The following is a 16375-nucleotide window of genomic DNA, read 5'->3' on the forward strand; positions in this document are numbered from 1 at the left end:
ACGCATGATTGTTCACTTTGCATACGCCAACCTCCAACCGATCCGTACCAGGGTGAGCAAAGCTCGCTCCTGCATTTACCAGCTGTAGTGAACGCCCAGATTGACACCCCAAGGCTGATCCAGCGCTTTGCCGTTGCTGTAGTCGAAATCGGCAAGCACCTGCAGACGGTCCATCAACGACATGGCCACCCCTACACCCAGCTCGCCCCGCGAACCAGAAAGATCATTATCGAACCGTAGGAGAAAGCACCCAAACCCACAGCACCGTTAACCAACGCAAACTGTGCATCCCCCGCCGCCGCATGGATCAGGTGCAGGTTGTTCTCCTGGGTTGGCTCGTTACCACTGCTGCCGACCAGCAGCGTGGCTACCGGTGGCCGTCCCTGTGATATCGAGAAAGTCGCCTTCACCAGTGCTGAAGTCGGCATCCATGATAAAGGTACCGCTGCCCGACAGGCTGCCAAGGGTCAACCGCTGGTATTGCGTGGCTTCACCAAATCATCCCCCGCCATCGACAATTGGCCGACCTCACTGTCCTCTACCATATTCCAGCGCCCGCCATCATTGAGCGCCAGCGCCTCGACATTGGTCAGACTGCCGGTAAGACTGGCTTGGTTGCCCAATGTCAGTTGGCACTTGAGCCGGAAGCACACTTCAAACAACTGGCATTTTTATCAGTTTCAGGCCTGTCTTGTTTGACGCTCACGTAGTGACATTGGAAAACAAAAAAGCCCGGCGAACGCGCCCCCAACACGCTCGCACAGGCCCTCAAGAAAAATGAATGCTCAGAATCAACTCTGACCACTCAAACGGTCTACCGCATCGTAGTTATAGAACGACGACTCACCGCCCTTCACCACACTCCTTAGTCGGCCGGTGGCATCGTACGCCATGGCCATACCCTCTCCATCGTCTTCCAGGTTGCCATCAAGGTCATACTTCATCACGACCTTGGGCGTGTAGCCCTCGTAGCTATTGATAATGCTGCTTAATTGCGCGGGGTCTTCGTTTTCAAAGAAGTACTCAGCTACGTTCTCACCTGGCCGAGCACTGTTTTTGTCGATCAACGAAGTGACGACCAGAATGATATTGTCCAACGCATCGAATTCAAAGGCCTGAGCGCTGATCGTATGACCTTGCGGGTCGACAGGTGACAGCGGCCCTGTGCAGTTATAATCATACAAACGGCCGCGGGCCTCATAGGCATAGGTCTCGTTGCGCAGCAGTTCACCGTCCTCCTGCTCACCGGCCATTAGGGTCTTCTCGACAATGCGGTCGCACACATCATAGTCTTGCTTCAATGTTTGGATGTCACCCTTCATATTGAAGCGGCGCAGGGTTTCCCGATCATACTCATCGTACTCAAGCTGGGTCACCAGATAATTATCCCCCTCCTCAGTTCGAATGCTTGAGGTTCTGCCAAATGCATCGTATTCAAAGGTCGCGGTGGTCGTCCCCAACGTGGTTTTTTTCAACCGCCCTACGGGGTCATATTCATAGCTTTGTTGCTGGCCCAGCACGTCGGTATAACTCAACATCCGCTCACGGTAGCTGAACATGTACGACATTTTGTACTGCTCGCCATTCTCTAGGCGTGTCTCCGTCTTGAGTTGCCCAGTGCTGAAATATTCACGCTGCAGCGTTTGACCATCTTCCGAGCACTCCAGAAGCCGTGCATTTTCTGGATCATAAACATAGTCAGCCGAAAACTGACTGGAGTCGCGCTTCAACGGCTCTTCACCCAGGACCGGGTTGTACTCATAGTCGACCCATTGTTTGGAGGGCGTAAATACCTTTTCCGGGCGATTCTGCCCAGGCTTGAAGTACTGGGTACGTTCGCGCCCGCCGGTCACCGACCGGTATAGCCGTTTGAGGCCGTCGAACGTCTGCGTGCCTAATACAAGACCATTGACATCGATGCTTTCGGGAAGGTCATCACTGTCAAAAGTGGCATAGCTGCGGGTCACCTTCGCATCGTCGGGAAGTGTCTGCGTAAGCAGCCGGCCAAAGGCATCATACTCATTGCGCGTAGTGGCCTGGTCGGCTGCAACTTCCCGTGCCACGCGCCCCAAACCATCGTGGTAATAACGATGCTTGCTGTACGGCGTCTCGTCGTCTTTTTTTGCATAACGCAGCACATGAGTGGCTTCCTCGAAGCGGTTCAGGTAAGTCACTGAAACACCGCTGACCGCCGAACCGTTCTGCGCCTCGCGCCAACTGGTCTTGATCGGCAAATACTCCGAGTCAGTCGTACCGATAGGGTCCGTGACTTCAAAGTGCGTGACGCCATCCGGCCCCTTTTCCCACGCCGGCTGCCCCCATGCGTCGTAGCCGAACTCGCGTCGCAATGCCAGGTCCACCTTCCGGTGAACCCCTAGGCCATCGACTGCATCGGCCAACCAGTCGTATTCGGTTTCTTCAGCCAGCTGCCCGTAGGCGTTATAGGTGGCCGAATACGTCTTGCGCATCTGCTGATGTCGCCAAACCTCTTCGCTATCTGCGTCAAACCGTTCCTCTTCAAAAGCGCGGCCCAGGCCGTCAAGTTTGGAGCGCGTGGTGACGCCCTTGACATCAGACTTGGTCTGAATGGCCGAATTGGCGCCCACGGCCAGTGTATAACTGTAGGTGCACGAAGCCCGGTACTTCTCGTCATTGGGTGCAACTGTCTCGCGAACTACGCGAGCCAGCAGGTCATAGGCATAGGCAATTTCGACATTATTGTCATCACGGTTGAGTAAAGGCTGGCCAATCAACACCGAGTGTTTGAGGGTGACCTGCTTCTCAACGTTGCGGGTTGTCTGGTGGATTGTCCCATCTTCCAACTCGACTTCCAGCACTTCACCATGGTCGAAGCCCTCTACGGTTTGGACGGTCACCAACACGGGATGATTCTCTACGGTGCCGGTTGAATAGGTGAAGCGCGTAGTGGTGTCCTGCTCGCCCATGGTCATGATCGTCTTGGATGGGCGACCATAATCGATCAGGCTCTCTGGCAACTGATAATAGTCAGTCACTGTCTGGCGCTGCAGTGTCAGCGCCGAACCCTCTTCACTGAACAGTGACTCGTCATACGGCGCAACCCAGTACGCGTTGACAAATGCAGGCAAGCCCCCAGACACGGGAATTGGGTCGAGGGCTTTGTACTTGAACACTGTTCGCAAGGTAACGGCGTTGCCTTCACCCTTGTCAGATGGCTTAACAGTCTGGCTTTTCCGATAGCACGTAAAGCCATACGGGTCAGCTGGACAAGTGACTTCGTCATCGTTTTTTTCACCGGTTGCAGGGTAGAACTCATGAACGGTTTCCACCCCCGTGGCAGCCACTTCGCGGACCAGGTTGCCAAACAGGTCATAGTCCGTCGTGTGTTCCTCCACCCCCTGCGCTGGCTGATCTCCGATTTTCCACCGTTTGGTCGTCTTGCTGGGCAACTGGAAGTTATCGGGTTGGTCCTTGAACGATTTCGCCGAATCACCGTGGTAAAGCGTGGTGATGGTCAGAACGTGCTGGGCCTGCGCAAACGCCTCCTCAGTGTTGAGGTGGAAACGGTCATAGGTTCGGGTGACCGTGCGGTCCGCTTGCCCTGGGCATTGCTGGGTGGTTTTGCTCCAGTATTTGAAGTTTGCGTTAGCCACCTCGTACAGGTTGTCACGCCCGTTGTCCCGCCAGGTAATGCCACTGCCATTGCCCAAGAAGTTCTCCGGGGAATAGTCGTACAGCGTATGCATTTGCGCTTGGTCAAACCCCGGGATGACACGATGGCGCTTGACCCGCGGCAAGTACCTGTTGACACCGGGAAGCTGATGACCCGGATCGCCCTCAAAGCCATAGTCGATGTATTCCACAGCACCGCTGGGCGAGCGGAGTTGGCTGATGCATGTCTGCCCGTGCACGACTCGATAAGTAAACTCCCAGTAAGCCTGCTCACTGGTCGGCAGCACCACCCGGTTGAGTTGCCGGCCGCTGAACTTGAGGGTATAGCTTGCCTGCACAGCGGGGTGATCCGGGTGCAGGGTAATGATCATATCCCCTGGATACTCGATCAAAAGCAGACGCCGCCCTGGCTTCCCTTCCACGCCGCCATCGCGTACCTCGCGCAGGCAATACGCGCCTCGATGCTGTGGATTATCGACATAGCTCAAGTCGATCCAGTGCCCCGAGGGCGCGTAGATCCGTGTCGGCAGTGCCACCTTTTTCTCGCCACTGCCCATGCTTTCGAGCACCTCCACCAGACCGGTGCGGTGCACTACCCGGAAGCGCCCTTCGCCGTCCTTATGGAAGTGGAAGGTGTCGAGTTTTTTCTCGCTGATGCTTTCGATGCCATCCACGGTAAAGCGCTCGCCGGTATACAGCGACAGCGCACCGCCGCCGTCTGGGTAGGCATGCTCGATAAAGCTGGTGAGATTAAGATCCCACCCTTCGCCATAACCCGTATCCCCCGCCCCCATTGAACTATACGAAAGGCGTAAAGGAAGGTTCGGGCCAATAAGGTTGTTGCCCTGCAACTCCGGTATCGCAATGCTCAAGCTGTACTGGCCGGTACGCGGGTCAACACTATTGTCAATAAAACTGAGAAAATTGAATGCATTGGAATGCACTGCAGTCTTGGCTGCCATATCACGATCACCTTGCGTCAGAGATTAATTAACCTGCACCTCAACGAACATCAAAAGCAAGCTTGTCTCGGCTTCCTGGCGTTTTATCAGGCAAATGAAACTTGATGGTCAACTTATGCCAGTTGCCGTTCTGATCCATCAGGTCAACCGCTAAAGGTTGTTCCAGCGGCGCACGCAACCGCTCGGAAAGTTGCTGTTCCTCATCGTAGATCAGTGGCAAATCAGAGACCCGATGCAGTGCGAAACATACTTCGCCTGATCCGGGTTTGCTGTCCTGCACCAGTTCGGTATCGAGATAAGAATCACTGCCAGTCTGCTTCTTGGTTAACGCTTGCAGCAATCCATCATGCACCAATTCTTTGGTGGGGTCCTGAGGGTTATCTTCTTGCCTGCTGACCTCTGGGTCATACGGGGTAAACGAATAGCCGGTGAAACTGCAAGACTGCTCAGCCCGCTGATTCGTCTCCCAGCGAAGCATCGATACCCTTTCTTCAGGGAACCGGAGCCTTATAAACTTCAACGTTTGGAAATCATCGCCCTTTTCACCCGCCAGCACCCAATAATCCGTTGTATCCCACACATTACCGAAGTCTTCTGGTTCCTCCCCCGCCCAACCTTTTACAGGCTTGCGAGTGAGTTTATATGCATCCTTAAACGCTGGCGGGCGCTCGGCAGTCACATCAACCTTAGAGCCCCCTAGATTGTAATCAACAGACCGATACACGACGTTATCGTCCCCTTTGAACTCGGCAGCCACAGTAATGAGCCCCAATGCCGTGCTCTGCAGGAACAATCGTGCGTACCTAGCGCTTTCTTCTCCGAGGGGGTCAACCTGCCGGGTACGTGAACGGGTTCCTACCTTATTGCGCTTTCGGCTCACCGCCCAGTTGTCGGTACCGGGTTCGAGGCCTTCATCGTCTTCCAGGCCTGGTAGAAATTCGAGAAGCCTCCCGGTTTCTACGTTATACAGTTTAAGGCTGTCCAACTCCGCGTCACTAATGGGCGGGGAGATTGCCGTTCCATCAACTTTTGTTTCGATCTTTATCCGCACCTCTATTTGTTGCATGCCATTGGCGTAGCACTTATCACTACTCAACACTTCAAGGCTAAAAACATCAATCTCTTCCCAATTGGTGACCGACGGATTGGCAGCCAAGACGGGGCGGTGTTCAATGATTGCATAACCTGTATCGAAACCCTCGTTGTCGAGCATGACCACACTGACAGGCGTTTTTGCAGCCTGGGGCGGCGTGTAGTTGCCACTGTTGTCGATTTCGCCTTCGCCGAACACATGCCAGGTTGCGCGGGGCGGCGTGGCGCTTGCAACACTGAAGGGCACTACGCTATTGGACCTGTAGCTCGAGACATAGAAAGGCTGTACCGAGAACCGCTGCGGCCAGTTAACGATCACTACAGTGGCCTCGCTAAAGGCCTTCGTTTTACTGTCTGTTACGCGAATCATTTGAAAAAGAATTTCGGGGATGTCGTCCTCGATTTTCTTTGGTGTAAACCTGGCGTTCCCGTTACCCAGATCTTCCAGCGTGCCCAGGCTTTCTTTATAAGAAAACGGTTGTTGGCGCTTGCCGCTACTGATTGCACGCGCTGGACCGCGCGAAGTGCGCAACACCTCTGGCGTATCGACCAGTGCCCATTGCAGCGTGCCCCCGTCGGTCGTTGAGGCCGACAGCAGAATAGGCACCGGCTGCGCTGAAGTCGTCATGATACGGGGCGTTATCTGTACCGGTTTTGAGCTCTCGACCAGTAGCGCGCTGCGCGATTGCTCGCCACCGCTGGCATCTACGTAGTGGCCGGTCACCCGTGAGATCTGATTGTCCGCAATGAATGTGTCTGCAGAGCCAGACTGATACAGCCCGGCTGGGCTGATGGTGCCACTGGCCGAGGCACGCATCAGGTTTACCGTTGCCCAGCGGGTAATGGGTTTGTCACCCTTGAGCGTGAAAGGTAACGTTTTCAGTGCCACGCTGGTCGCCGTGGACGGATCAACACGATAAGTATCGGCGGTGGGGGCGATATGACCAAAACCGACGATATCTGCCGGCTCTAACTTGTCGGCGTCTTTGTACGCATAACCATGCGCATTGGGCATGCGAACTGGCCTGAACACTTGTTTCAAGGGGTCGCCGTTTTTCCCTTTATTGACCGGGTCCAGTAACAGCGTGCACGAGTAGTCCGAGCCCGCAGCAGCAGTGCCGGGGATGATATACGGGAAATCGTCAGCTGCGGGGGGAAGTGTGCCTTGCAGTAAATGCGTGCGTGATTGCATCATCACTACCACGGCACCATCGCCTTCGTTGGCAGCCTTGTCCTTAAAGGCCTTGGCGGTCTTGGAACCCCAGGGGGCCATCTGGGTCAAGACCTTGGCGCTCAGGGGAGATAACGCACTGTAGTCCTCACGGTCGAACTGCGCCAACACGTAAGATTGACGATAACTCGGCTGGGTCAACCAATGGCCGAATACCGCCTTGCCGATCTGTTTCGAAGCATAAGGGGTGGTGCCGAGTTCACATTCGAGCGTATCGGTACGCGCGTCGGAAAGCACCAGCATCAAGTGAGTGAATCGACTCGTAGCGCTCTGTTGCAGTTTAAGTTCGGCCTGGGCGCTGATGGCATAGCCCATGGCTTCATTGAGGGGGTAAGCCCTGAGAACAATAGGGGGGCTGCCGGGCAAATGGGCATGCTGAATATAGTCTCCGGAAATGATATTCAACCGAACCGTTGTGTCCGCCGAGAGCAGAGTCGCTTCTTCAAACGACAGTTGTGGAGGCCCCAGCACCAGATTACGGAACTCGCCGCGTAGTTGCCCGCCCTCGTCAAGGTCGAACGAATGGCTCATGGGCTCGATATAGGCGCCGGACGCATACCCCTGCAAAAACTGATCACGCAGCAGCACATTAAGATGACGTCGCTCAAATGAAGCGATGGCACCCCAGCCGCGCATGACTGAACCGTTGCTCAGGCGCTTCAGGATACTTTCTTTAGAAAGGTCGGACATGATCAACTCCTTGCCTCGTCAGGTGCACGAAGCACGACTGACTGTTTTAACGACGACTGAATTTTTACGAGGGCTAGCCAAGGCCTAAAAAAACGTTGCCCGGCTGTTTTTTTGCGTCTTTCATGATTACTTCCTGAGCGTCAAGTTGAGCCTTGGGAATTCGCGCCACACCTGACCATCGAAAGTAGTACTCGCCCACACGGAGAACTGCCTATCAAATGCCAACGTCTGCAACACGTCGTACTTAAGCGCTTCTTGCACCCCGCTTACGTGCTCCTGTTGGCTCACGGGCACTGCGTTGCGCAGGGTCTCGGAAATAACTTCACCTTGCGGGTCCACCCCCGTCAGGTGAATACTCAGTGGGTGGCCTTCGTTGATGAAAACCCAGGGATCCAGCGTCAAAGAGGCGCCTGCAGGCGTGAGTTTAAGTTCGCCGCCAGTATTCGCTTCGGGGCATTGAATGCGTGAATAGGCGGTTGCAGCCAGCGGCGCTATCAGCAGCCGTAATGGAGGGCTCTCCCAATAGAGCGCGGCGTCTTTATCCACAATCCGGTAGAAGACATCAAAGCGCCTGGACTCATCTTTATCAGTCTCGCCCATATTGGCGGCGACAAAGTCAACCGGTACATTACAGACTATCGGCTCGTCTGGATCGTCTACAGCCGGGACTTCAATGACTGTTCGCCCGCCATTCGCGTGGCCGTGCCAATGCACGTCATAATGCTCCCCCGGGCGAAGCTTCGGCTGTGGAGGAATGATGACAAATGCGCCGTTACGCCGCAGTTTGGAGGCATCAATCTGGTAGTTTTCTGCCCCTGCCCCCGAACTGGCATCTCTGACAGTGGGCATGGGTGGTGTTGCACGTGGTGCCTCGACCTTCAGCAACAACATCTGCGAACTCAAGGCATGGCCGGCGCGGCTGAATTGATAGAACACCTCAGCGTCACCTACGCTTTCGTTCAACACTTTTTGCTCAATAGTGAACCTGAAATGTTCAGTAACCAGGCTGCTTTCGTCCAGCCGTACGACTTGTTGCACTTGCTTCTTATTGGAAGACCACACCAGCACCAGGTAGTCGCCAACCGCCCGATCCTTGTAGGCGTCAATCACGATGGGCAAACCGTTAAGAAAGTTACCCGGGTCAATCACATCGCTGCCGCCATCCCCAGCCTTCGGCACCGGCAACAAGGTGCTTGGTTCAATCGCGCTTTGGATCGTGAACGTTTCAGGGCGCGACGGCTCAAGCACTTCATCCCCTTTCAGGGTTATCTGATAGCTGATCTCGACGCGACCGCCTGTGCCGACCGTATTCAGTTGCGAATCGGGGAGATTCCATTCAAGGGGTTCGCCATTGAAGCGTTGTACATCGGACAGCTGCCTTTTATAAGGAGATAACTCAGCGCCGCTACTTCTGAATCGTCGCACGGTCATTTCAACCGTGTCGCCCTCTTGTATAGCCTGATACGCGGCTACCACCACACGCAGGTCTGCAGATTGCCTGACGATGACGCGCTCATGCGCCTCAAGCACGTGAACAACCGGAAGCTTTTCTGCGGCTATACCCAGGCCACGCAAACCGATATAGCAAAACTGCCGCAGTGACTCTTCACTTTTCTGCCCGGCTTGATTGACAATTTGATATGAGTAAAGGCCAACCCCCCCTTTGGCACGTTCGAGTATGTCGTTAGCGATTTCAACCACAACTTCAGCCGGGTTCGCTACGGGTACACCGTCCCCGGCAAAATCGAAGGGATGACCGCTCGCCCCCACCGCACGCCAGTTGGAAATAAGTGTATCGCCCTGCTCAACATCGGCACCGCGGATGAAAACTTTCAGATTCTTACCTTGCAGCGCATCAACGTCCACCTCCATATTTTCGGTCAACCCGTCGATAATGGGCAGTGGATTTATGACGCGAGCGTCAGTGCGCGTTTCAGCATCGCTGCGTTTATTTAAATTCATTGTTAACTCTCCCTCTCTGGCCTGGGAGAGTTCTACGCCAAGCCCCGATGCTTGCCTACTGACAAAAATACTAGGTTCATGCATTTGCCCTGGGCGTTAGCCGGGCTACAGGCCGCCCCTCTGCCTAGCATTTCTGCCAGGTGTCAACGCCCCACCCGTCAATTACGCTGCAGATTGCATGGCCGCCTGAGCGGCTTTCACTGCGTTTCAACATTATCGAATCCACCGAACATGCAAAGGACTAGAACTACCATGGCCACGACACAGGTGCCTGACACTGCAATGGGCTCAAAGACTAAATCTACAGTTGCCGTCGCCTGCCTACTGGCGAGCCTAAGTATCCCCCTGCACACGCAGGCTGGAACTATTACGCTCATCACCAGCCCAGGGCAGGATCATGGTGAATACCGTTGCACCCTCGATATCCCCCCCGCCGGTGCCGGTAAAACGATACGACTGTCCCTGGCCGATAGAGGGGGCCCCGGGCAAGGCAATTGTTTTCAAATGCAGCCAGATACCATCACGATGAAAGACATTCCTTCCGCTGCAAAGATCCTGCTGACGGATGATTGGATGTGTAACACCACGTTGGGTAGCAAGGCCTACAAAAACTTCGACCCTTCTGACAACAAGAACTTTGTGATAAAGCTCGAGACCATGAGTATGCTCTCGCAGCTTCCCGACATCGGCATCGATCGTCTATTCGAATTCGAGGAAGGAAAACCCGTCAAAATACCTGAGGCGAAAGGGATCAAGCTGGCCGCAAAAACATTTAACGGTAACGGGCGAGTCACGTCAAAACTGAGTTGTTTGGAAATCACGATCTCGGATGACATTGATACACCGACCCTAGATCCGGTGCTGCTTGGCACTATGTCTACCAGTAATAATTTAAACGAAAGCGACCACAGCTTTACCTGCTCAAACGATAAGGTCATGGTCGGTCGAAAACATGAAGACGATGAAAACGGTGACACGTATTACACGTGCCAGACAGTGCAAGGCAGTAACCAAGAGACCTTCGTCATCAAAGAGTCCTTCACCTCCGCCAAAATCGAAGAATGCGGTAGACGCAAACCCGACGGCGAAGACAAGGACGCGCCCGACAAGACCTGCACGGAGGCCGTCAATTATGACAAAAAAAGCATGGACTACATCTATTTTACCTGCCCGACTGACAGCGTAATGGTCGGGCGCGCGCATGACGGTGACGAAACCGGGTATACCCACTATAAATGCGCAACGCTCTATAAAGACACCGAAGATGAGAAGAACAAGTTAGTGGTCAAACTGAACGATTGGTCAGACGCCGTAAAAGAATCAGACTCCGATTTTACTTGCGACACCGGCAAAGTCATGGTCGGCCGCGCCCACGAGTCAGACGAAAATGGCTATACCAAATACCGCTGTGGTCAGCTGTTCTACCCCGCCACTAAATAAAATTCACAGGTGACCCTCATGAGCACTACTTCCGTACACTCCAACGCTTTCGGCTTCATGAACTTCATCGAGAACCGTGTTGACCCACGCACCGGTCAATACGGGCTTGCCATTGCCCTGCCGGCATTGGTAGGTAATGACCTTGCAGGGCCAACCCTTTCGCTGAGCCTGGACTACAGCTCGATGGGTGGCGGTGATGTCGGCTATGGCGAAGGGTGGGATATCAACCTCACCCGTTATGTCGAGCATGCCTACGCCGAGGGTGGCGGTGCGCTGTCGCTGTTCACCGGTGAGCGGTTTACGGTCGACGGCGTCGAGAGTATCAGTGAACAGAAACTCGATACATTCCACTTCCATAAGGACGGCGAGGGCCGTTTTAGGGTGGTGCACAATACCGGGCTGGTCGAGATCCTGGAGTACCAAGGCGCGGGCGAACAAAGAGTTGCCCTGCCGACACGTATTTATGCGCCCACGGGGCAATGGATCGAACTGAGCTATATCAGCAACCCGCAACACCCCGGCGCGTTCTGTTTGAACGAAGTGCGCGATGGCCTGCCGGACGGGAAACAAGGGCGCCGCCTACTGGAAATTGCGTACGCTGGCGATACTGTCATCACCCTGCACCCAGACGCCGAAGCGGTCAAGGCAAGCTATACCCTCAAATTCAGAGGCCGGCAGGTGCATCAGGTGGTGCTGCCCACCGACGAGCAAGCGCATTGGCAATTTGAGTACCAGACCGTGCATGGTCAGACCTGCGTCAGCAAGGTCGTCTCACCCTCCGGCGGGGTCGAACACCTCTACTACGGGCTGGACGGTGATCCTGGGCATCAATTGCCGGGCGTCGACAAGATGCTGCCACGTGTCAAGCGCCACCGTGTGCTGCCAGGGCACGGCCAGGCAGAAATGCAAACGGACTATGACTATTCTGCTCACAACTTCATGGGTAATGGCAGCGGCATCAAGTGGAGCAATAGCGGGCGCGACAATCTGTATGACGTGACCGACGCAAGCTACACCTACTGGAGTAAAACCACCCAGCGTTGCGAAGGCCAGGCAGACCGTACCGTCACCACCCGCTATGACCGTTTCCACCGCACGGTGGAGGAACTCAGCCAGCAAGCCAAGCACGTTGTAAAGAACACGATGGATTATCACGGGGACCCGGCGGCGTCATTCAAGGATCAACCCAGTATTTTCCAGATGCCCCGCACCGTGACAACGTCCTGGGAAATGGCCGAAGACGCCAGCCAACGACGTAGTGAGCTGGTTACGACAGCCTTCGACATCCACGGCAATCTCACCGAAGAAATTCAGCACGATGGGACTCGCACCGTGATGGAGTACTTCGAAGTCGAGGGCGAACCGGGCAGATGCCCACCCAGCCCGAATGGCTTCAAGCGCTACGTGAAAAGCCAGACCGTCTATCCAAGCGACCAATACGAATCAGGGGCAAGCGCCCTGCGCACGGACTTCACGTATGAAGCACTGGATATTCTGCAAGGTCCCCTGCAAGCACTCGACGACAACGTGGCCACCAAATGGCTGGCCATCACCCAAGAGGTGCTGACGGACGCAGCCAACCCAGACCCCCTGCTTGCCCTCAGCACCGTCAAGCGTAGCTACTTCAGCGACCCCAAAAATGCACGATTGCACGGCCGGCTGATAAAGCGCGAAACGCAGATGCATGCCAAGCACGACGGTACAGAAAAAAGTAAACAAGAGAACACCACAACGACGACTGTCGAATGGAAGTTTGCCCAGCACCGCCACAGCACGCTGGGCAACGTGTTGCACACCCGGCAGATGGTAAAAGGCCACGACCTGACGGAAAAATTCTCTGAACAGAACCAGCACCCCTTCACGGGTCAAGTGCTGGAGACCAAAGACATCCACGAGACAGTCACACGTTTTACTTATGATCGACTTAATCGCCTGTTGAGCGAAACGACTGCGCCGGACGCAAAAGAACCGGTGCGGGCCACGCGGTCGTATAGCTACGTGATGGCGAGCGCCGACGGCGGCTACCAGGAAACCAAAGACAGCCAGGACGTCGTCAGCCGGCTCTATTTTGATGGCCTCAATCGCACCATCAAGGAAGAGCGGGAATGCGTCGACCCGGACGCGCCGCAATCTAAATCGCGGAAAACCTTCGAGGTCTATGCAGCGGTTTACAATGCATTCGGCCAATTAACCAGCGAGACCACCTACGACTACTGGGCCGACCGCACAGTAGCGATGACCAGCGTGCACGGCTATGACAATTGGGGAGGCCGGCGATCGACCCTTCGCCCGGATAACGTCACCGTCATCACCGAGCGCTCACCCTTTGGCGCCGATGGCGACATCGTCACCTCCTGGGAGGAGTACCCAAAAGCAGCGGACGTACGCAAACGCCACAGCGTCACGCACCTAAATCGGTTCGGCAAACCTGATGAAGTGCAAACCCTGGACGATCAAGGCGGCCCCGCAGCAACACACAGCTACCGCTATGACGGGTTCGGGCGCAGCATCGAGCAGACGCTCACGTTCAGCGAGCCCGCTACCGGAAAAGGCGTAAGCGCCGAGCATAAACGCACGACTAAATTCACGTACGACATCTGGGGCCGGATGACCCGTACCGATCGCCCCGACGGTACCGCGCTGAGCCGCAAATTCGCCAAGCACACGACAGGCGAGTTGGCGACCCAACTGCTGTTACACACGAGCAAAAGCGATAAAGGCACTTCAGTCTGCGACCGTAAGTTCGATGGTATTGACCGATTGACGTCAATGCACGCTGGCCCCCGGAGCGAAACATTGCACTACCAAGGTTCGCTGATGCTGCCGCAGAAACGGACTCTGGGTTCTGGTCGCACCTTGAGCTACGAATACAACCCCGCAGTGACCACCTCCCCGACCAAGATCGTGGCAGGCCAGAACTATAAGACCTCCACTTTCAAATACGACAACAGCCTTGCGAACATTAGCACCGCCCAAAACGACCAGGGCGAGCGCACCTACCACTACACGGACCAGGGCCACCTGCTCAGTGAGTCTTGGAAGGACGGCTCACCCGGCAGTAAAGAACACAAGCGCACCTACCGCACCTCGTTGCAAGGACGCATGCTCGATAACCGCGATGATGAGATCGTCAGCAAAACCTTCGAATACGATGCGCTTGGCAGGACCAGCAAGATCAAACAAGGCAAGTTGGAGGCGACGTTTACCTATAACACTGCGGGTTTGCTTGAGACGACGCTGACAACCGATACCGACAGCAAGCAGGCACTGCTGTGCACCCAGGTTTATGACCACTGGGGCCGCGAAACGTCCCGGACCTTGCAGTTGCAACGCAATGGCGCATCGACTGACCAGCGAACGCTCAAGCAGGTTTGGCGCGGCGATAACGCACTGCACAGCCGCACGCTGCTCAAAGGCGCAACGCCGCTGCTGACCGAAACCTTCAAATACGATGACCGTGATCGCCTGTACGAACACCTCTGCGAAGGCTCCGCCCTGCCTACCAACAGCAAAGGCCGCAAGATCCTCAACCAAGCGTTCGAGTTTGATAGCTTCGACAACATGCTGCTGTGCATCACCGAATTCGAGGACGGCAACGTCGACGAAGCCTTCTACTCGTACTTCGAAGATTCGCCTTTCCAGCTGGAAAGTGTCAGCCATAGCCTGACTTCCGATTACCGTAAAAACCAGCACTTCACTTACGACAGTGACGGCAACATGAAGAACGACGAGCAGGGCAACACCCTGCTTTACGATGAAGACAGCGCCAACCTGACAGCAGTGATCGCGCCCGACGGCGCCACGTTGGCCCGCTACCGTTACGACGGGCACGGGCAGCTGCTTGGCGTCACCCAGGGCACCGATAAAGAAACGCTGCGCCGCTATGAAGGCTATCGCGTAGGCAGCACCCTGCAAGATGGCTTGCTGACGCAATACCTGTATGACGGCGCAACGCCACTGGGCATGCAACAGTCGGGGCAACAGGGCCAAACGCGCCTGTTCATGGCCAACAACAGCAACAGCGTGATTGCTGAGTGCGCAGCGGACGGCACGGTGCACGAAGCCGGCTACAGCGCCTATGGGGAAGTCGAGGAAGGTAAACTGCTTGGCTTGCTTGGCTTCAACGCTGAAGTGCGCGAGCAGGGCCTGGGCTGGTATCTGCTGGGCCGCGGTTACCGTGCGTACAACCCGAGCCTGATGCGTTTCCACAGCCCGGATAACAGCGCACCCGAGCAGGCGGGCATTAACCCTTACGTGTATTGCCTGGGCAACCCGGTGATGTGGCAAGACCCTACCGGGCATTACGCTGAGGATTGGGGCCCCGGCAGGGACCCAGTCAAGCAAAAAGAGAAAAAAGGTGCCATGTACTGGCTGGGCTGGGCCAGTGTCGCCGCCAATGTGGCGTTGTCCGTTACCTTCGCCATTATCACCGGCGGGACAGCCACCCCCCTGGTCATTGCAGTTATCGCCACGGGGGTAGCTGCAGCTGTCGCAGGCCTGGGCACGACCCTGGCCGCCGAGTTCACCAAAGACCCTGCGAAGAAGGAGAAACTTCAGATTGCCGGGGCGGCTCTATCGCTCGCAGGTAACCTTGTACTGACAGCGGGGATATACCTGGGGCAGCGTCACAAGGCAGCTCAAGCCCGTAAGGCCCAACAAGAGGCCAGCGTAATCAACGCAGATACTGGTCCGCGACGTAGCAGTACGAGCTCTGCGGGAGGTAGATCGGCTGTAAATGAAACTGCGCAGCAGGGGACCCAGACCGATATTGCTGAGGTGGCCAGCAGAAACGCTCGCACTTCGATTGTCGCAACTATTGAATCAGGGCCACGTGTAGCTCCAAGCGTTGAGAGTACCCCGGCGAGTTCTCGCCGAAGCAGCATCAGCTCTGCTATCACTCCGGTCGAAGCTGCAAACAATGATTCTGCTCCGGGCGCGCCAGCTCAAGGTTTTACGCATACTGTGGTGGGCAGAATGATTGAAGTGAAAGCAATAAATTCATCCGCCATGCGTTTGTTTGCCCCGGAACAGATCCACGGTGATGCGTACAATGACTTTGTGAGAACTGATTTTAGATACGACACGAGATATACTCCAACATACAAATAGACTCGATCGTCAATAAACTTTGAGTACCCAGTGATGCAGCCCCCCAACAAACTGCATCACCGGGTATTCCTCCCTTTCAAACCTTAAGCCCGCCGATTTTTCCCCCATCATCCCAGATTTGCCCTACAGCCCTGCGCCTCGTTTCTCCTTATCTTCCCTCCTCACCAAACCGTGGCCTCCTCCCAACCGAAGACACCCCGCTTAGCCCTTACGGTACCGGCTAACCGCCACGCCCCAC

Annotated in this window: 7 protein-coding genes and 1 pseudogene; 2 read left to right on the forward strand and 6 right to left on the reverse strand. The window is 55.4% G+C overall.

Annotated features, from left to right (window positions below; translation table 11 throughout):
* Positions 1–75 precede the first annotated feature (75 nt).
* The 6 genes and pseudogenes from OGV19_RS16585 to OGV19_RS16610 all read right to left on the reverse strand — a co-directional run bounded on the left by OGV19_RS16585 (position 76) and on the right by OGV19_RS16610 (position 9588).
* The gene (locus OGV19_RS16585; protein ID WP_264309743.1) at positions 76–183 is read right to left on the reverse strand and encodes an autotransporter outer membrane beta-barrel domain-containing protein; all 108 of its coding nucleotides are present in this window, start codon (positions 181–183) and stop codon (positions 76–78) included.
* A gap of 8 nt (positions 184–191) precedes the next feature.
* Positions 192–432 (reverse strand): annotated as a pseudogene (locus OGV19_RS16590) (pertactin-like passenger domain-containing protein).
* A gap of 35 nt (positions 433–467) precedes the next feature.
* The gene (locus tag OGV19_RS16595; protein WP_264309744.1) at positions 468–623 is read right to left on the reverse strand and encodes a hypothetical protein; all 156 of its coding nucleotides are present in this window, start codon (positions 621–623) and stop codon (positions 468–470) included.
* Positions 624–791: 168 nt separating this feature from the next.
* Positions 792–4613 carry a sugar-binding protein gene (locus OGV19_RS16600; protein ID WP_264309745.1) on the reverse strand — a complete coding sequence of 1274 codons (3822 nt, stop codon included), beginning with the start codon at positions 4611–4613 and terminating at the stop codon, positions 792–794.
* 40 nt (positions 4614–4653) lie between these two features.
* Positions 4654–7626 carry a hypothetical protein gene (locus OGV19_RS16605; protein ID WP_264309746.1) on the reverse strand — a complete coding sequence of 991 codons (2973 nt, stop codon included), beginning with the start codon at positions 7624–7626 and terminating at the stop codon, positions 4654–4656.
* Positions 7627–7752: 126 nt separating this feature from the next.
* Positions 7753–9588: a hypothetical protein gene (locus OGV19_RS16610; RefSeq protein WP_264309747.1), complete on the reverse strand. Its 1836-nt coding sequence runs from the start codon at positions 9586–9588 to the stop codon at positions 7753–7755.
* Between the two features lie 252 nt (positions 9589–9840).
* On the opposite strand from OGV19_RS16610, the gene OGV19_RS16615 reads away from it, so the two are divergent.
* A complete protein-coding gene (locus OGV19_RS16615; protein WP_264309748.1) occupies positions 9841–11028 on the forward strand; it encodes a hypothetical protein in 1188 nt (395 codons plus the stop codon).
* A gap of 18 nt (positions 11029–11046) precedes the next feature.
* Positions 11047–16137, forward strand: coding sequence for an RHS repeat-associated core domain-containing protein (locus OGV19_RS16620; protein ID WP_264309749.1), 5091 nt, complete (start codon positions 11047–11049; stop codon positions 16135–16137).
* Positions 16138–16375 lie beyond the last annotated feature (238 nt).

The sequence above is a fragment of the Pseudomonas putida genome (assembly GCF_025905425.1).
Lineage (GTDB): Bacteria > Pseudomonadota > Gammaproteobacteria > Pseudomonadales > Pseudomonadaceae > Aquipseudomonas > Aquipseudomonas putida_AF.